Consider the following 17,870-nt stretch of genomic DNA (forward strand, 5'->3'; position numbering starts at 1 on the left):
GGTGAATGCCGGCCGGAAACTGCCCGGATCAGGACTCCAGCGCCTTGACGTGTGTGATGACCTGGGCGATCGCTTCCTGCGCGCTGCCGTAGAGCATGCGGCAGTTGTCCTTGTAGAACAGCGCGTTCTCGATGCCCGAGTAGCCCGCGCCCTTGCCGCGCTTGACGACGATGACGTTCTGCGCCATGTCGACGTTCAGGATCGGCATGCCGTAGATCGGGCTGGTCTTGTCGGTGCGGGCGACCGGATTGACCACGTCGTTGGCACCGATCACCAGCGCCACGTCGATCTGCGGGAAGTCGGCGTTGATCTCCTCGAGGTCGAAGATCTTGTCGTAGGGCACACCGGCTTCGGCCAGCAGCACGTTCATGTGGCCAGGCATGCGGCCCGCCACCGGATGGATCGCGAACACCACCTCGACGCCGCCCTCTTCGAGCAACTGCGCCATTTCCCACACCTTGTGCTGCGCGCCGGCCACCGCCATGCCGTAGCCCGGCACGATGGCGACCTTGCTGGCGTAACGCATCACCGAAGCGGCATCGAGTGCGGAGAACTCCTTCATCGTGCCTTCGATCGCCTCGCCTTCGCCACCGGCCGCGCCGCCGCTGAGCGGGGTGAAGATGACGTTGGTGATCGGACGGTTCATCGCCTTCGCCATCAGCTGCGTCAGCAGCGTGCCCGAGGCACCGACGACGATACCGGCGACGATCAGCGCCGGATTGCCCAGCACGTAGCCCTCGAAGCCCACCGCCAGGCCGGTGAAGGCGTTCAGCAGCGAGATCACCACCGGCATGTCGGCACCGCCGATCGGGCTGGTCAGGATCGCGCCCAGCGCCAGCGCCAGCACGAAGAACAGCACGATCAGGGTCGAGGACGGCGCATCGGCGACGATGATCGCCAGCCCCAGCACCGCGGTCAGCACGGCCAGGCCGATGTTGACCAGGTTCTGGTTGGGCAGCCGGAAGGCGTTCTTCATGATGCCCTGCAGCTTGGCGTAGGCGATGCACGAACCGGAGAAGGCCACCGAGCCGATCAGCGCACCGAGTACCGCCAGCGTCGCCACCACCGGATCGTTGATTTCGCCGCGGGCGAACTCCAGCGCGGCGATCGCCGCCGCCGCGCCGCCGCCCATGCCGTTGTAGATGGCGACCATCTGCGGCATGTCGGTCATCTTGACCGTCTTGCCGCTCCACCATGCCACTGCGCCGCCGGACACGATGGCCAGCACCATCAGGCCGACGTTGTGCAGATCGGGCATGAAGAAGGTGACGACGGTGGCCGCGACCATCGCGTAGCCCGCCCACACGATGCCCTTGCGCGCCGTCACCGGCGAGCTCATCGCCTTCAGGCCGAGGATGAACACCACGGCAACGATGAAATAGGACGCCTGAATGAACCAGTTCGCCATTTATGCGCCTCCTTCCTTCTTGTTGCCACCCTTGAACATCGCCAGCATGCGCTCGGTGACGACGTAGCCGCCGGCCGCGTTGGCGGCGCCGAGGAACACGGCAACGAAGCCGATCACCAGTTGCACCGGTTCTTCCGGGTCGGCGTGGCCGAGCACGACCATCGCACCGACCAGCACGACGCCGTGCACGAAGTTGGAGCCCGACATCAGCGGTGTATGCAGGATCACCGGCACGCGCGAGATCACCTCGTAACCGGTGAATGCGGCCAGCATGAAAATGTACAGTGCTGCGTATCCTTCCATCGTGGTCTCCTTACAGCCCCAGGATCTGCTTCACCCCGGCGTGGCGCACTTCGCCCGCATGGGTCAGGCAGGTGCCGGCCACCACCTCGTCTTCCCAGTCCAGCGTCAGCGCGCCGTCCTCGATGAAGGGCGAAATGAAGTTGAACAGGTTCTTGGCGTACATCTCCGACGCATGCACCGGCATGCGGCTGGGGATGTTGACCGGGCCGATGACGAGCACGTCGCCGACCCAGGTCTTCTCGCCCGCCACCGTGCCTTCGACGTTGCCGCCGGTCTCGGCCGCCATGTCCACGACCACCGCGCCCGGCTTCATCCTCGCGACCATGTCGGCGGTGATGATGCGCGGCGCGCGCTTGCCGGGGATGGCCGCAGTGGTGATCAGCGCGTCGCACTGCGCCACCGCCTTGGCCAGGCGCTCGGCCTGCCGGGCCTTTTCCTCGTCGGTCAGTTCGCGCGCATAGCCGCCCGTGCCCGCCGCCGACACGCCGGTGTCGACGAATTTGGCGCCGAGCGATTCGATCTGCTCGCGCGTTTCGGGACGCACGTCGTAGGCCTCGACCATGGCGCCGATGCGGCGCGCGGTGGCGATGGCCTGCAGGCCGGCAACGCCCGCGCCGATCACCAGCACCTTGGCCGGACGGATCGTGCCCGCGGCATAGGTCATCATCGGGAAGAACTTCGGACTGTGGTCGGCCGCGATCAGCGCACATTCGTAGCCCGCCACCGCGCCCTGCGAGGACAGCACGTCCATGCTCTGCGCACGCGAGATGCGCGGCAGCAGTTCGAGCGCGAACGCGGTGATCTGCTTCTCCTGGAGCTGGCGCACGCGCTCGGCGCTGGACCACGGCTGCAGCAGGCCCAGCAGCACGCTGCCCGGCTTGATCGCCGCGATCGTCTCTTCGCTCGGCGGCTGAACGCAGAACACCACGTCGGCCTGCCCGCAGACTTCGGCCGCAGTGTCGGCGAAGCTCACGTCGGAGAAGACTTCATCGGGGAAATGCGCAGGCACCCCCGCCCCTTTCTGCAACACTACCTGGGCGCCCTGGCTCAGGTATCTCTTGACCACGTCCGGCACGACAGACAAGCGTCGTTCGCCCGCAGCGGTCTCCGCTAGCACTCCGATCGTCAGAGGCATAGGCCGATCCTCCCTGTTGTTTGACCACATTGCACATTCCGCCGGGCTCACCCGTCGTTATCCTTGTCCTGCAACCTTTCGTTGCAACACCGGCGAACCCCGGACATTAGACGGATTTGCTGCACCACAGCAACAAGGGTGAACCCGAAGTCGGCGGGAAATGCAGCGCGGAATTCATCCGCATGCTTTCACCGCGAAGCGTCTGCGGCAGGCGGAACGAGTTTGACGATGGCCAGGGAGATGTTGTCGCCCGCGCCGCCGGCACGCTCCCGCGCCAGCTGGATCAGGCGTTCGGCAGCGTGCCGGGGCGGATGCGCCTGGATGGTCGAAGCCATTTCGAAATCGGTGAAGTAGGACCACAGCCCATCCGAGCACAGCAGGAAGCTGTCTCCGGCATCGGGCGATTCCGCCACGCCATATTCGATATGCGGCTCGCGTTCGCTGCCCAGGCAGGACAGCAGCACGTTGCGTTGCGGATGCCTGAGCGCGCCCGCCTCGTCGAGCCGCCCCTTGCGCATCAGCTCGGCAACCAGCGAATGGTCGCGGCTGCGCGCCGCCGTGTCGGTACCGCGGAACCAGTAAAGCCTCGAATCGCCACAATGCGCCCAGTAGGCCTTGCCCTGCTGCAGCAGGAATGCGACGGCGGTGCTGTGCGGGTCCTTTTCGCTGGTGAAGCGGGTGAGCTTGATGACGGTATGCGCTTCGTCGATCACGCTCGCCAGCAGGTCCCGCGGCGTCTCGTGCAGCGGCGCGTAGGTTTCGAGGTTCTGCCGGGCGCGCATGATCACCTGTTCGGCGGCCACCGCGCCTCCGCTGTGCCCGCCCATGCCGTCGGCCAGCACCGCCAACATGATGCCCGGCCGCTTCGGATGCGCGAAAAGGCCGACGCGATCCTGCTGTTCCAGGCGGTCGCCGATATGCATGGCGACACAGGTTTCGGCGGAGAAGGGCATTGCGGGCATGCTTGCTGAAGAGACGCTGATCATAGCAACCGCTTTATCACCGCCGCGCGGCACTTCTGCCGGAAACGGCCATTGCCGGCGCATGCTGCGTGACAAAGATCACGCTGGCACGTACGGCGCTGATTGGCATTGACTTTTCCCGCCCGAAAAGCCAGAATGCGCGATTCTTTGCAAACCCATCAACTGGAGCAGCACCATGTACGCGGTGATAAAAACCGGTGGCAAGCAGTATCGCGTTGCCGCTGGCGAAAAGATCAAGGTAGAACAGATACCGGCCGACGTGGGTTCCGAAATCACCCTCGACCAGGTTTTCATGGTCGGCGAAGGCGAGTCCGTGAAGATCGGCACGCCGGTGGTGGCCGGGGCTTCCGTCAAGGCGACCGTGGTTTCGCACGGCCGTCACGACAAGATCAAGATTTTCAAGATGCGCCGTCGCAAGCACTACCAGAAGCATCAGGGGCATCGTCAGAACTACACCGAGCTTCGCATCGAAGCGATCTCGGCCTAAGGCGCAGGAGGTAATCCGACATGGCACACAAAAAAGCTGGCGGCAGTTCGCGTAACGGTCGCGACTCGGAATCGAAACGCCTCGGCGTGAAGCGCTACGGTGGCCAGTTCGTGCTCGCCGGCAACATCATCGTTCGCCAGCGCGGCACCGAATACCACCCGGGCGACAACGTCGGCATCGGCAAGGACCACACCCTGTTCGCGCTGAAGAACGGCACCGTCCAGTTCGCGGTCAAGGGTCCGTCCAAGCGCCGCACCGTGATCATCGTGCCCGAAGCGGCCTGATCGACGGCAGCACGCGCCTTGCAGCATCGAAGCCCTATCCTTGCGGTAGGGCTTTTTCATTTTTGGATCAAGGTTGATCAGGCATGAAGTTTTTTGACGAAGCCCGCATCGAAGTCTTCGCCGGCGACGGCGGCAACGGTGCCGCCACCTTCCGCCGCGAGAAGTTCATTCCCAAGGGCGGCCCCAGCGGCGGCGACGGCGGACGCGGCGGCAGCGTCTATGCGGTGGCCGACCGCAACCTCAACACCCTGATCGACTACCGCTACACCCGCAGCTTCCGCGCCCAGCGCGGCGAGAACGGCGGCAGCCGAGACTGCTACGGCAAGGGCGGCGAGGACATCACGCTGCGCTTTCCGGTCGGCACGGTGATCCGCAACCTCGAGACCGAGGAACTGATCGCCGACCTCGACGAAGACGGCAAGAAAGTGCTGATCGCCCGCGGCGGCCGCGGCGGCCTGGGCAACATCCACTTCAAGTCCAGCGTCAACCGCGCGCCGCGCAAGAAGACCATGGGCCAGGAAGGCGAACGCTTCAGCCTGCATCTCGAGCTCAAGGTGCTGGCCGACGTCGGCCTGCTCGGCATGCCCAATGCCGGCAAATCCACCTTCATCCGCAGCGTGTCGGCGGCCAAGCCCAAGGTGGCCGACTACCCCTTCACGACGCTGGCGCCCAACCTGGGCGTGGTGCGCACCGCCGAGAACCGCAGCTTCGTCATCGCCGACATTCCCGGCCTGATCGAAGGCGCGGCCGAAGGTGCCGGCCTGGGCCACCAGTTCCTGCGCCACCTGCAGCGCACCCATGTGCTGCTGCACCTGGTCGACCTCGCGCCTTTCGATCCCGAAGCCGATCCTGTCGCCGACGCCAAGGCCATCGTCGAAGAGCTGCGCAAGTACGACGACGCGCTGCATGCCAAGCCGCGCTGGCTGGTGCTGAACAAGCTCGACCTGGTTCCGGAAGAAGAACGCGCCGAATGCATCGCTGCCTTCCTCGAGGCCTACGGTCCGGTCGAACGCCATTTCGAGATATCGGCGCTCAAGAGCGAAGGCACGCAGGCGCTGATCTTTGCGCTGCAGGATTTCCTCGACGCCGAACGTGCCCGCATCGAGGCCGAACGCGCCGAACGCCAGGCGGCCGAAGCCGAACGCCTGGCCGCGCTCGATGCCCAGCGCGCCGCTGCCGATGCAGCCTATGCCGCCGAGAGTCTGGATGATGAAGATGAGGGTGACGAGGGCGGCCCCATCGACGGCGCTGCGCGCTGACCGCATTCCACCCATCCCATCATTCTGCCGATCTTTCCCGCCGACCTTTTTCCTTCCGCCGCGACACCATGAGAACCAAGATCCGCAACGCCCGCCGCCTGGTGGTGAAGGTCGGCAGCGCCCTCGTCACCAACAATGGCGCCGGTCTCGACAAGACCGCACTCGACGACTGGGCGCGGCAGATCGCCGCGTTGCGTGCCCAGGGGCGCGAAATCCTGCTCGTCTCCTCCGGCTCCATCGCCGCCGGCATCCAGCGGCTGGGCTGGAACAAGCGGCCGCACGAAATCAGCAAGCTCCAGGCCGCCGCAGCCGTCGGCCAGATGGGGCTGGTCGAAGCCTACGAAGAAGCCTTCTCGCGCCACGGCCTGCAGACGGCGCAGATCCTGCTGACGCACGAAGACCTCACCGACCGCACCCGCTATCTCAACGCCCGCAGCACGCTGACCACGCTGCTCGAGCTCGGCGTCGTGCCGATCATCAACGAGAACGACACCGTCGTCACCGACGAGATCAAGTTCGGCGACAACGACACCCTCGGAGCCCTGGTCGCCAACCTGATCGAAGCCGACGCGCTGATCATCCTGACCGACCAGCAAGGCCTGTACACTGCCGACCCGCGCCGCGACCCCGACGCCACGCTGATCTCGGAAGGGCGCGCCGAAGACCGCCAGTACGAAGCCATGGCCGGCGGCGCCGGCAGCGGCATCAGCAAGGGCGGCATGATCACCAAGATCCGTGCCGCCCAGCGCGCCGCCCGCAGCGGCGCCCACACCTGCATCGCCAGCGGACGCGAGCACGACCCGCTGCTGCGCCTGGGCGCGGGCGAAGCCGTCGGCACCCTGCTCTACGCCAGCAGCACCCCGCTGCAGGCCCGCAAGCAATGGCTGGCCGACCATCTGCAGCTGGCCGGCGACCTGATCATCGACGACGGTGCCATCGCCGCGCTCCGGAGTGGCCGCAGCCTGCTTCCGGTAGGCGTCATCGCGGTACGCGGCGATTTCGTCCGCGGCGCCGCCGTGGCCTGCCGCAGCGCTGCCGGCGAGGAGATCGCGCGCGGCCTGGTGAACTACAGCGCCGCCGAATGCCGCAGGATCGCCCGCAAGCCGAGCGCCGAAATCGAAACGCTGCTGGGCTACGTCGACGAACCCGAGCTGATCCACCGGGATAACATGGTCGGCCGCTGAAAGCGCCGCGCACGGCTCATCGGGCCCGGCGAACCCGCCGGGCTCACTTTCGTACGGGATATACCCCCTGAATAGCGCATCGTCGGCTAATATTCCCTTTGGCTCGGGAAGCGCATCGGCATGCCCTGGCCGGATATCGCGCAAACGCTCCGGCGTGCGCGTGGACAAGCGCCAGCGAGAGGGCAATGCAGAGGACGTCGACCAACTTCGAAGCCCAGGTTTCGAACCCTGGAACCACGCAACACCATCGCCAGCCGGACGGAGCGATCAGTGCCCCCGATGGTGCCCGCACCCAGCTTCGGCAAGTCCAGACACTGCCGGCCCTGCTCGACGCACGGGCAGGATCGAACCCGTCCGCCATCGGCTACGTCCATCGCACCGGCAGCGCATCCACGACATTCACCTGGGCAGACATCCAGGCAAGAGTGCACGCCCTGCAGGGCGGCTTTCTGCATCTGGGCATCGGGCGAGGCGACCGCGTCGCCGTCATGCTGCCGACCACCCCGGAATGGGAGCTCGTCCATCTGGCAATACTGGGACTCGGTGCGGCCATCATCGGGCTCGACGCTCACGACACTTCACGCAACCTCGAACACATCCTGGCGATCGCCCGGCCCCGCATCGTCATCGCCGCCGATGCGGCCCAGCTCGACAGGCTCGACGCACTCTACCCGGGCTTCTCCATACGGGTCATCGCAGCACCGGATGCCCCTCCGGGCACGCATGCGCTCGGTCCGCTCCATGCATCGCTCCCCGCACCGGCACCCGCCCCCCCGCTGCCGACGGATATCGCAACCGTCATCTTCACCTCGGGCAGCACCGGCGAACCCAAGGGCATCGCCTATACCCATGCCCAGATCCTGCTGGCCTGCCGCGTCACCTGCGACGGTTTCCCGTCGATAGGCGTCGGCGATCGCATGGTCTGCTGGCTCCCGCCGTCGAGCATGTTCCAGCGCGTTCTCAACCTGTGCGCCATCCTTTTCGGCGCCGAGACGCATTTCGTCGAGCGGCCCGAACAGATCGTGCAACGGCTGCCGGAAATACAGCCCAGCCTCTTCGTAGCGGTGCCGAGGTTCTTCGAGAAACTCCATGCCGGCATGCTCGACCGCATCGACGCACAGCCCGCTCCCATCCGGGTAGGGCTGCGCGCCGCCTGGTCCATCGAAGAACGGATCGCCAAGGCCCATAGCCTCGGTACCGAAACGCCGCTGCACCTCCGCCTGCTCCATCCGTTCACCAAGCGAGCCCTGACCCCCTTGAGACGCGTGATGGGCAGCAAACTGCGCTTCCTGGTCAGCGGCTCGGCGCCCCTCCCCATCTGGCTGATCGAACGCTTCGGCGCACTCGGCTGGCCGATTCTCGAAGCCTACGGCGTCAGCGAGAACATCGTTCCCATTGCCTTCAACACGCTCGAAGCCTCGCGGCCAGGCAGCGTCGGCCGCCCCCACCCCTCGAACGAGGTGCGCATCGCCGAAGACGGCGAACTGCTCGTGCGCGGCCCCGGCGTCTGCAGCCGATACGAACCCTGCACGCAGGCAGTGTCGCTCAAGATGAGCAAGGATGGCTTCCTCCATACCGGAGACTATGCCCGCCTGGACGAAGACGGCTACCTCTGGCTGCTCGGCCGCAAGAGCGAAATCTTCAAGACATCGACCGGACGCCGCGTCACACCTCATCCGGTCGAGGCGGAGATCAAGCGCCTGGAGTACGTCGAGCATGCCATCGTCACCGGCGAGGGCCACCCCTTTCCGGTCGTCATCGTCACCCTCGCACAGGGGAAGCCAAACGGCGACGGGGCACCGTCTGCCCCACCCCCGGAGCAGATCGCCGGCAACATCCAGACCGCCTGTGCGCCGCTTCCCAGCCACCAGCGTCCGGCCGCCGTCATCGTCACATCGACACCGCTGAGCATCGAGAACGGCGAGCTCACGGCAAATCTCAAGCTGCGCCGAAAAGTCGTGGAATTGCGCTTCGCCGACAGCATCGAAGAAGCCTACCGCCGCATCGAAGCCACGCCGGACCACGGCCCCGGTTCCGCCCCCATCGTCGTCATCGCGCCATGAACACTTATTTCATCACCGGCGCATCCGGCGCCGTCGGCAGCACCATCGTGCCCATGCTGCTGCAGAACCGGGACACCCGCATCCGCATCCTGCTGCGCGCCGAATCGGACGAACATCTCGCCCAGCGGCTCGAGGCGCTCCACGACTTCTGGCAACTCCCGCCCGGCGACGAAACCCACCAGCGCGTGGAGGCACTGCGCGGCGACGCCACACTACCGAAGCTCGGTCTGGACGAAACCACCTATGCCCGCCTGTGCGACGACACCACCCACCTCGTCCATTCGGCCGCCAGCGTCAGGATGAACGACCCGCTGGACCACGCCCGACACTCGGCAGTCGGCTCCGCCCAAGCCATGCTCGAACTCGCACGCACCCTGGCCAGACGGAATACCCTGCAGAAGATGGAGTTCGTCAGCACGGTCGGCATCGCCGGCAAACGGCCGGGCATCCTGCCCGAAACCTGGATCGACGAAGCCCGAGCCTTCCACAACACCTACGAACGATCCAAGGCCGAAGCCGAAACCCTGGTCCGCGCGGCCATCGAGAAAGAAGGATTGCCGATCACGGTCCATCGGCCCAGCATGGTGATCGGCGACTCACGCGACGGCCGCATCATCCACTTCCAGATCTTCTACTACATCTGCGAAATCCTGTCGGGACGCAAGACATCCGGCCTGCTGCCGGATTTCGGCGACGCAAGGCTCGACATCATTCCGGTCGATCATGTCGCGGCGGCCATCGTGGCATCGAGCCGGGGGCAGTCGCCCCGGGGACACATCCTGAACCTGTGCTCAGGCCCCGAACGCTCCCCGCGCATTGCAGCGCTGGTCATGCTCGTGCGCCAGATCCTGCAGGAGCGCGGCCAGGAACTCCCACGCGGCAGGAGCATTCCGCGTGCATGGTTTGCCGCCCTGCCCCGCCTGCTGCGCCCGTTTCTCCCCGCACCGCAAAAACGCCTGCTGGCGACCTTTCCGATGTACATGGACTACCTCTCGGACCATCAGGCATTCGGCAACGACGTCTATATGAGCTGGCTCAAGGCACGCAACGCACCTCTGCCCGAAAGAGCGGATGAGTACGCCCGGCGTGCACTCGACTACTATCTGGGCAGGATTGCAGCATCCAGCAGTCGCAAGCCGTAGGGTCGTTACGGTCCTCCGTCCGGCACGCTGGATGGACATCGATGATGACCGCGGCGAGCAGCCGGCGGCAGCGAAACCCATGTGCCGGATCCCGGAAGCGCTGGCGCCGATGGTCGAGCCACGGCTTCGCGCATGATCCGGGCCAGATGATCCAGATTGAGATGGCGCGACCGGCAACTGGCCTCCCAGGGGAAAACTGCTATTCTTACGAAACCCTGATCGATTTATTGAAGGTACGACCATGACTGCCGTCGCTACCGCCCCCCTGTCCAGCAAGTTCCAGATTTCCATCCCCAAGGCCGTGCGCGAAGAACAGCACTGGCAAGCCGGGCAGGAATTCGTCTTCATCCCCAAGGGCAAGGGAGTGCTGGTCATACCCGTGCCTGAACTGGACCAGTTGGCCGGCATTGCCAAGGGTGCGCGAACTCGGCGAGGAACAGGCCGATCAGGTGGTCGCCTACGCACAAAAATGCGTCGTCGTGCAGATGGACACCACGATCGCGCTGCTTGCAGCAGACCTGCACCGCGAGCACAAGCTGGCTACCGCCGACGCCATCGTTTATGCGACGGCGCGGCACCAAGGAGGCGAGCTACTCACCTGCGATGCACACTTCCAAGGGCTGCCGGACGTGGCGCTGTTTGCCAAGAGCGCCTGATCGACATGCATGATCCGCACGATTCACCAGGCGGTTCGGCAGGCCGATGAAACGCGGTACAAGCGTCGTTACAGCGCGGCTACGAACTCCACAAGCACAACCTGCTCGTGGCAGCGAATGTGCTGAATCGCCGCTTTGCGCCCGACGCTCCCGGCCGCGAGTGGGCAGGCGACATCACCTGCACCGCCACCGCCGAGGACTGGCCCGTATCTGACAGTCGCGATCGATCTGTTCAACCGGGAGGTGATCGGCTGGCCGATCAAGCCGCGGATGACAGCCGACTTGGTATTCGAGCAGATATTGCACATGAGTTATGGGCGAGTCAGGCGTAAGGCTCCATTCCATTGATCCAGGTCGTCTCGATCATCGAGTACTACCAGCACGCCGCTCTGCGTGACGCTGAGCGGTCATGCCCAGCGACCGATGACGAACGCTTTACCGGGCTTTGGTCCCGGGTGCGCTTATGTTTAACCAGGTTACGCTTACTGATCGGGCGCTTGCGGCCGACGGAAGCGACAGGCTCCCAGCATGGTCGTCACTGTCGGTTTTCTTTACACCTTACCTCCAGAACGCTTGCCCGCCCTGCAAAAAACGTAAAAAAACAGTTAATTATCATTATGTTAAAAAACAAACCCGGATCTGGCACTCTTCATGCTTGTGCCAAGCAAGGCAACTTTTCCGGCCTTCTTCTCAAAGGAGTAGAAAATGCACGCGATGCTCAAAAAACTGGCCCTGACAACGGCGCTGACGCTCACCGTAGCAGCTCCGGCTTTTGCTGCGCCAACGAATATCGGTGGTGTTCTGATTGATCCGGACTACGTCGACGCAGGCGAAAACGATTTCATCTCGCAGTTCAACTTTACCCAGTGGTATACCTCGGGGGACCAAAGCGGAACGGCGGATTTGGGCTACGGTAGCGCCTCCACGATCGGTAGCGTACTGGCATCCCTTGACGGAAGCACGAACCCCACTCCTTATTATCTGCAAGGCGTAGGAGAGTTTTATCGCGTCAATGCGCTCAGCTATGCCAATGGCGACTCATTCGTCATCGGCGGCGGAGAGCTGACCTTCGCGTTTGGCGGAATTGGCCTCAATGCCGACCAGAGCTTCGATATCAGCAACGCATGGGCATACGTCTACGTTGATCAGGGACCGAGCACCGACTACACCCACCCGACCAGCAATAGTGGTGAAGTTGCATTCGCAATGGACGGCAATGTCTGGCTTGAACTGGAGTTTGTAAGCCTTTCGTTCCTGAGCGGTGATGTTGGTGACGGCAACGTCAGCGCCAGCTTCAATATCACCGGCGGGCTGGCTGCAGATTACTTCGACCCGAAGTCGTTGACCTATAATGCCAGTGCCTTCTTCGCTGCCAGCTCTGGTCTGCCTGTAGATCTCAACCGCCAGTACTCTAACGGTGGCAATGGCTCTGCAATCGGCAACACTCAAGCCGTGCCCGAGCCGGCCACCCTTGCACTTCTCGGCGCAGGCCTGCTTGGAGTGGTAGGCTTTTCGCGCAGGAAGATTTAAGCAATTAAATCCTCGCAAGAACCCCGTTCTGGAGCAGAACGGGGTTTTTTATTGCCGGCAAGATTTCCATCAATGAGCCAAATTCCATACGCCCCCTCAAGATTGAATTTCCTGATTTATCGGCTCGTACCGGCCCGGTGACATGATCCCCGAAGGATCCAAGGTTTTCTTGAGAGTCGAGACGATCTGCCAGTACGGCGCATCCGAACGGATGAACGACTCTATTTCGTCTACCGGCACCCGATACGGTACACAGCCTCCGATCTTTCTTCCCTCATCGAGCAGCTCCCGGTAGCACCTCCTTGCACGCTCGACATCCTGTCCGTTTGCACGATCGAACAGCAAAGGGACAGTGCTGTCGAAGCAACGGTCGGACACGCTGGTCAATGTTATCAGTGGCTCCAATCCATGTTTTATGCACACTCGCCGCACCATTCGAGCATACTCTTCCACGGTTCTCGCCCGCATGGGCACCAGCGGTGAATACCATACCAAGCCGCAACCATCACAGGCCGGGTTCATTGGGGCATCGCCCTCGGGTTTCCTCCCCGAAATCCAATAAGCCAATGGCAGCGCTATCTCGCTGGGTGCCCCTGCCAACAGTTTCAGTGTTTTGTTCAGGGTTCCGAAGATGTTCTGCACCATACGCCCCGGCGCCCCCGGAACATAGGCACTTGCCCGATCAAGGAACGCAACTTGGCCAGGTGTGAAGAACATCAGCCTTTTCGCCGTTCCCCGCAACCTCCTTCGTATCAAGGAGCGTGCAGCCGCAAGCACCTTGGCGTTGCCGTACATTGCCCCAGCCCCCATCCACGACATCACGTTATTACGCCTGGCCATTTCAGCGACGTAGTCCGGCCTGATCAAGCCGTTATCATCAAGCTGATCTCTCGGATAGGGCTCCATCATCGACAGCACCCGATGTGTATTCATCAAATTGATGGACCCGAGCACCCCGCCCACTTCACGCAGTATCGAACGAATCGCCTCCACGGCGTCGCCCAGGTTTTCGTCGTGCGGCACTCCGAAGAAAAAGGCTTCGACACGTTCGGGGATCGGAGCCAGTGCAATGCTCATGCGCGTGACGATGCCAAAGCCACTCTGGGTAAACATGCCATCCAGGAACGCCCCGAACCCCCATTTGAAGACCCTGTCGACATCCGGGCACCCCAGTTCTGCCAGGGGCGGCCGATAAACCCGACCATCAGGCAGCACCACTTCCAGCGACATCATCGACAAGAAATGATCGGCATGTGGAGTGATGCCATACCCCCGTTCCAGCGCATTACCCACCAGGCTGCAGTTCGGGCCGGCCCCCGTCGCGGGGCAGAGAAAGCGCAAATTCTCCTTATCGAGGTAATCCCTCAGCATTTGCTGCGTAACCCCTGGCTCGAGGTCTGCCACGCCCGTTTCGGGATCAACCTCCCAGATTCTGGTCATGCGCGAAAGATCGACCACCACGCAGTCATCGACTGCAGGATTGGCACTGCCATACCCCCAGTTGTTGCCGGTACTGACCGGATAAAGGGCTACCTTGTACCGGCAGGCGGCATTGACTATCGCAATGATATCGTCGCGAAAGGCGCTACCATCCTGATCGCCATCACGGGGAAATGGTACAAGCGCGCCCGCAATCCTGCGCCTCAGGCCGGTTGTACAAGCGCCATATCGGCTCGTTGCTTCATCGGCACCCAATACAGCGCTTCCTTCTGCATCACCCTCAAACCTGACCAGGATTTCAGCAAGAAAACCGGCAACCCTTTCAGCGCAGCCCATTCACACCCCCTGACATTCCATACATAAAGTTCTTACTGCCTCGACAATTCCATGCATGCCTTCGAAACAGGGCGCTTCAAGCCCATGCCGACAGCTTCGACAAACCGATATGCCGTTTCCCGGCCGTGACGGGCGGCGCGACGAGGGGCACGTCCCCCGCCAAAGATGAACGATATGGCTTCCCTCCCCCGGGAAACGCCCCGCATCACTTGCAACTTGCAGGTCATGGGCTGCACGGCTGCTTGCCACCCGCAGCTACCCCGGGCGGCGCCATGCGCACCTGCTTTTTCCTCCAACTTCCATTCGCTCCAACGCTATCATAGAAAGAATGACCAGACACGCTAAGTCCATGATGCATGCCATCTTCTACGGCAGGGGCCATTCCATCACGCTTGCCGTGCGCAATCTGTACAGGCAACGCCGCCGTGCCCTTCTGGCATTGACGATTCTCTGTGGCGGGGTGGTGGCCTTCCTGCTCGCAGGCGGCTTCATCCACTGGATTTTCCAGGATATGCGGGAATCGACCATCCATTCCCAGCTCGGACACATTCAGGTGACACGACCCGGGTACTTCCGTGAAGGGCTGGGCGACCCGTACAACTACCTCCTGCCATCCGACATGTCAGTTGTCGAGAACGCTATCGGGCCAGGAGCCCGCACGGTCGCGCCGCGGCTGGCATTCAGCGGCCTGCTGAGCAAGGACGAAGCGACCGTTTCCTTTGTCGGCGAAGGCATCGACCCTGCGAAAGAGGCTCCGATCACCCGTGCGATCACGATCGTCGACGGACAGGATCTCACGGCCAGTCCGCCGGATTCGGTCCTGCTGGGCGAAGGGTTAGCGGCCAATCTGGACGCGGCGCCGGGCGATCGTGTCGTGCTGCTGGCGACCACGGCAAGCGGCGGCGTCAATGCGGTCGAGCTGACCGTCGCCGGGCTGTTCGCCACGATCACCAAAGAGTACGACGACACCGTGCTGCGGGCCCCCATCGAGGTCGCGCGCAAGTTGATGCGTGTCGAAGGGGCAACGAGCTGGGTCGTGCTGCTGAACGAAACCGACCAGACCGAACGCGTCACACAGGCCCTGCGCGCGCAGCTGCCTGCGAGCGAGTTCGAGATCATTCCCTGGAGCGAACTGGCCGATTTCTACAACAAGACCGTCGAGCTATTCTCCCGTCAAGTCGGGGTGGTCCGGCTGCTGATCGCGCTGATCGTGGTCCTCAGTATCTCGAACACGCTGTCCATGGCCGTCATCGAACGCACCGGCGAAATCGGCACCTCGATGGCGCTGGGCGTGCGCCGGCGCGGCATACTCGAACTGTTCGTGCTGGAAGGCGTCCTGCTCGGGCTGGCGGGAGGCGCGATCGGCGTTGCACTTGGCTACGTGCTGGGCCAGATCATATCGGCGATCGGTATTCCCATGCCGCCGCCGCCGGGTATGGCGCGGGGCTACATCGGTGAGATATCGATTTCGCCCGCCCTTGCGCTGGACGCTTTTCTGCTCGCCTTCGTGACCACCTTGGTTGCCAGCCTGTTTCCGGCATGGAAAGCTTCACGCATGAACATCGTCGACGCACTGCGTCACCAGCGCTGACCGCCATGCTCTTCAAACTCGCCCTGCGCAACGTTTTCCGCCAGAAGATCCGCACGGCGATGACCCTGGCGGCAATCATTTTCGGTGTTTCCAGCCTGATCCTGTCGGGCGGCTTCGTGCAGGACATCTTCGTTCAGCTCGGCGAAGCAATCATCCATTCCCAGACCGGGCATGTGCAGGTGTTTCGCAAGGATTTCCTGGAAAAGGGAACCCGACAGCCGGATCGCTTCCTGATCGACGAGCCGGATGCTCTGGTACGACAGATCGCGCAGCGCCCCGACGTGAGCGAGGTGAGCGCACGCCTGAGTTTTTCCGGGCTGCTGAACAACGGCAGGCGCGACTTGGCGATCATTGGCGAAGGCGTCGAGCCCGACAAGGAAGCAAAACTAGGCACCTACCTGAACATCACGGCAGGGCGGCAGCTGGCAGATGCGGACCGCTTCGGCATGGCCGTGGGCCAGGGGGTTGCCCACTCGTTGGGTTTGAAGCCGGGTGATGCCGCCACCCTGGTGATGAACACGGCTGATGGCGCCCTCAATACGCTCGACTTCGAGGTGGTGGGCGTATTCCAGAGCTTCTCGAAGGACTTCGACGCACGCGCGGTACGCATTCCGCTCGATGCCGCCCGCGAGCTGATGAATACCTCGGGAGCAAACCTGCTGGTGGCCACCCTTGTGCGCACGGGGGACACCGATGTTGCACAGGCTGGCATCGATCAAACTCTCCCGCCCGGCCTGGATTCGCGCAACTGGCGCCAGCTCTCCGATTTCTATGACAAAACCTTGCAGCTCTATGACCGCCAGTTCGGCGTGCTCAAGCTGATCATTCTGATCATGGTCCTGCTGTCCGTCGCCAACACCGTGAACATGAGCGCCTTCGAGCGTCTGGGCGAGTTCGGCACCCTGCAGGCTCTGGGCAATACCCGGCGCCAGGTCTTCCGCCTGATTCTGGTGGAAAACCTCGTGCTGGGTCTGATCGGCGCGCTACTCGGCGCGGTCATCGGTATTGCGCTTGCCCTGCTGATCTCGGCGATCGGCATTCCGATGCCGCCACCACCGAACGCCAATCTGGGTTACACCGCGTTCATCCGGATCGACGCGGCCACCGTCGCCGTGTCCTGCCTGATCGGCCTGGGTGCGACCGTGCTTGCATCGGTGTTCCCGGCAACCCGCATATCCGCCACTCCCGTCGTGGATGCGCTGCGACAAGGCAACTGACTACCTGGGAGCCACACCATATGTCACTCCTCGACCGCATCAATCTCGGCTACGGCTTCCGGAAATACTTCCGCATCGATGCTGCACACGATGAAGCGCTCCGCGACCAGGTTTACCGCGTCCGCCACGAAGTCTATTGCGAAGAGCTCAAGTTCGAGCCGGAACGTCCCGACCGGCGGGAGGTCGATGCTTACGATGCCCAGAGCCTCCATTGCCTGCTGCGCGGTGTAGACGAGCCACACACCCTGGTCGGCTGCACACGCCTCGTGCTGGCCAATCCGGACGATCCCGATGCGCCGCTGCCCTTCGAACGTACCTGTGCCGCAACGCTCGACCGCAGCATCATCGACCCGGCCAAAATGCCGAGGGGCCGCATCGCGGAAGTCTCCCGGCTCGCCGTATGCGCACGGTACCGCCGCCGGAAAGGCGAAACCAGGAAGCCCGCCGACATCCAGGACGAGGATTTCGGCAGCAAGGGCCAGCCTCGTTTCCCCTATATCCCGGTGGGTTTGTACATGGGCGCCATCTCGCTGGCCATGCGCCACGACATCGATACCCTGTTCGTACTGACCGAGCCTCGCCTGGCCAGCCACTTTGCCCGTCTCGGCGTCGATATCAGGCAGATCGGCGGCCCCATCGAACATCGCGGCACGCGCGTCCCCTCTGCCATGGACGTGCAGAGCATTGTCCGCAACATGCGCATGATCATGCGCCCGCTATGGCGCACGATCGACGGGGAAATCGCCCGCAGCCTCGAACAAGGTTGAAAGCAGACGGCCCCACCTGGGTGGGGCCGTCCAGACTGCCGACAGGACCAGGTTATCCTGGTCTTGTCAGTTTTTCAGCAAACGC

General features: G+C 63.3%; 16 protein-coding genes and 1 pseudogene. 12 read left to right on the plus strand and 5 right to left on the minus strand.

Features of this window, described 5'->3' with window-relative positions; all coding sequences use genetic code 11:
* Window positions 1–28: 28 nt before the first annotated feature.
* From TBU01S_RS13370 to TBU01S_RS13385, 4 genes are all read right to left on the minus strand, one after another.
* A complete protein-coding gene (locus TBU01S_RS13370) occupies window positions 29–1,408 on the minus strand; it encodes an NAD(P)(+) transhydrogenase (Re/Si-specific) subunit beta (RefSeq protein ID WP_068637122.1) in 1,380 nt (459 codons plus the stop codon).
* Entirely contained in the window at window positions 1,409–1,711 is a 303-nt protein-coding gene (locus TBU01S_RS13375; protein ID WP_068637123.1) for an NAD(P) transhydrogenase subunit alpha part 2, read from the minus strand.
* Window positions 1,712–1,721: 10 nt separating this feature from the next.
* The gene (locus tag TBU01S_RS13380) at window positions 1,722–2,846 is read right to left on the minus strand and encodes an NAD(P) transhydrogenase subunit alpha (RefSeq protein ID WP_068637124.1); all 1,125 of its coding nucleotides are present in this window, start codon (window positions 2,844–2,846) and stop codon (window positions 1,722–1,724) included.
* Between the two features lie 188 nt (window positions 2,847–3,034).
* A complete protein-coding gene (locus TBU01S_RS13385) occupies window positions 3,035–3,799 on the minus strand; it encodes a PP2C family protein-serine/threonine phosphatase (RefSeq protein WP_068637125.1) in 765 nt (254 codons plus the stop codon).
* Between the two features lie 205 nt (window positions 3,800–4,004).
* Here TBU01S_RS13385 and rplU point away from each other — a divergent pair, with 205 nt between their 5' ends.
* The 9 genes and pseudogenes from rplU (at window position 4,005) to TBU01S_RS13430 (ending at window position 12,434) form a co-directional block, all read left to right on the plus strand.
* A complete protein-coding gene (rplU, locus tag TBU01S_RS13390) occupies window positions 4,005–4,316 on the plus strand; it encodes a 50S ribosomal protein L21 (protein WP_068637126.1) in 312 nt (103 codons plus the stop codon).
* 20 nt (window positions 4,317–4,336) lie between these two features.
* On the plus strand, window positions 4,337–4,600 hold the full coding sequence (rpmA, locus tag TBU01S_RS13395) for a 50S ribosomal protein L27 (protein WP_068637127.1): 264 nt from the start codon (window positions 4,337–4,339) through the stop codon (window positions 4,598–4,600).
* Between the two features lie 83 nt (window positions 4,601–4,683).
* Entirely contained in the window at window positions 4,684–5,859 is a 1,176-nt protein-coding gene (gene cgtA, locus TBU01S_RS13400; RefSeq protein ID WP_068637128.1) for an Obg family GTPase CgtA, read from the plus strand.
* A gap of 68 nt (window positions 5,860–5,927) precedes the next feature.
* A complete protein-coding gene (gene proB / locus TBU01S_RS13405) occupies window positions 5,928–7,043 on the plus strand; it encodes a glutamate 5-kinase (RefSeq protein WP_068637129.1) in 1,116 nt (371 codons plus the stop codon).
* Between the two features lie 185 nt (window positions 7,044–7,228).
* Window positions 7,229–9,106: an AMP-dependent synthetase/ligase gene (locus TBU01S_RS13410; protein ID WP_068637130.1), complete on the plus strand. Its 1,878-nt coding sequence runs from the start codon at window positions 7,229–7,231 to the stop codon at window positions 9,104–9,106.
* Window positions 9,103–10,248, plus strand: a complete 1,146-nt coding sequence (locus TBU01S_RS13415; RefSeq protein ID WP_068637131.1) for an SDR family oxidoreductase — start codon at window positions 9,103–9,105, stop codon at window positions 10,246–10,248. Before TBU01S_RS13410 ends, TBU01S_RS13415 begins: the two co-directional genes overlap by 4 nt.
* Before the next feature lie 241 nt (window positions 10,249–10,489).
* Window positions 10,490–10,621, plus strand: a pseudogene (locus TBU01S_RS25105) (AbrB/MazE/SpoVT family DNA-binding domain-containing protein); the annotation flags it as partial.
* A 43-nt stretch (window positions 10,622–10,664) separates the two neighbouring features.
* Window positions 10,665–10,904 carry a type II toxin-antitoxin system VapC family toxin gene (locus TBU01S_RS13420; protein ID WP_217999614.1) on the plus strand — a complete coding sequence of 80 codons (240 nt, stop codon included), beginning with the start codon at window positions 10,665–10,667 and terminating at the stop codon, window positions 10,902–10,904.
* Between the two features lie 705 nt (window positions 10,905–11,609).
* Complete coding sequence (locus tag TBU01S_RS13430; protein WP_068637133.1) at window positions 11,610–12,434, plus strand: PEP-CTERM sorting domain-containing protein; 825 nt, start codon at window positions 11,610–11,612, stop codon at window positions 12,432–12,434.
* Between the two features lie 96 nt (window positions 12,435–12,530).
* Here TBU01S_RS13430 and TBU01S_RS13435 read toward each other — a convergent pair whose 3' ends face one another.
* The gene (locus TBU01S_RS13435) at window positions 12,531–14,210 is read right to left on the minus strand and encodes an FAD-binding oxidoreductase (protein ID WP_083953605.1); all 1,680 of its coding nucleotides are present in this window, start codon (window positions 14,208–14,210) and stop codon (window positions 12,531–12,533) included.
* Between the two features lie 349 nt (window positions 14,211–14,559).
* Between TBU01S_RS13435 and TBU01S_RS13440 the strand changes: the two genes are divergently transcribed.
* From TBU01S_RS13440 to TBU01S_RS13450, 3 genes are read left to right on the plus strand one after another with little or no spacing between them, the layout of a single operon-like run.
* The gene (locus tag TBU01S_RS13440; RefSeq protein ID WP_068637134.1) at window positions 14,560–15,801 is read left to right on the plus strand and encodes an ABC transporter permease; all 1,242 of its coding nucleotides are present in this window, start codon (window positions 14,560–14,562) and stop codon (window positions 15,799–15,801) included.
* 5 nt (window positions 15,802–15,806) lie between these two features.
* Window positions 15,807–17,018 (plus strand): ABC transporter permease, encoded by a 1,212-nt coding sequence (locus TBU01S_RS13445; RefSeq protein WP_068637135.1) that lies wholly within the window; start codon window positions 15,807–15,809, stop codon window positions 17,016–17,018.
* Between the two features lie 20 nt (window positions 17,019–17,038).
* Window positions 17,039–17,785: a PEP-CTERM/exosortase system-associated acyltransferase gene (locus tag TBU01S_RS13450; protein WP_068637136.1), complete on the plus strand. Its 747-nt coding sequence runs from the start codon at window positions 17,039–17,041 to the stop codon at window positions 17,783–17,785.
* The last annotated feature ends 85 nt before the right edge of the window (window positions 17,786–17,870 follow it).

Source organism: Thauera butanivorans NBRC 103042 (assembly GCF_001591165.1).
Classification (GTDB): domain Bacteria; phylum Pseudomonadota; class Gammaproteobacteria; order Burkholderiales; family Rhodocyclaceae; genus Thauera; species Thauera butanivorans.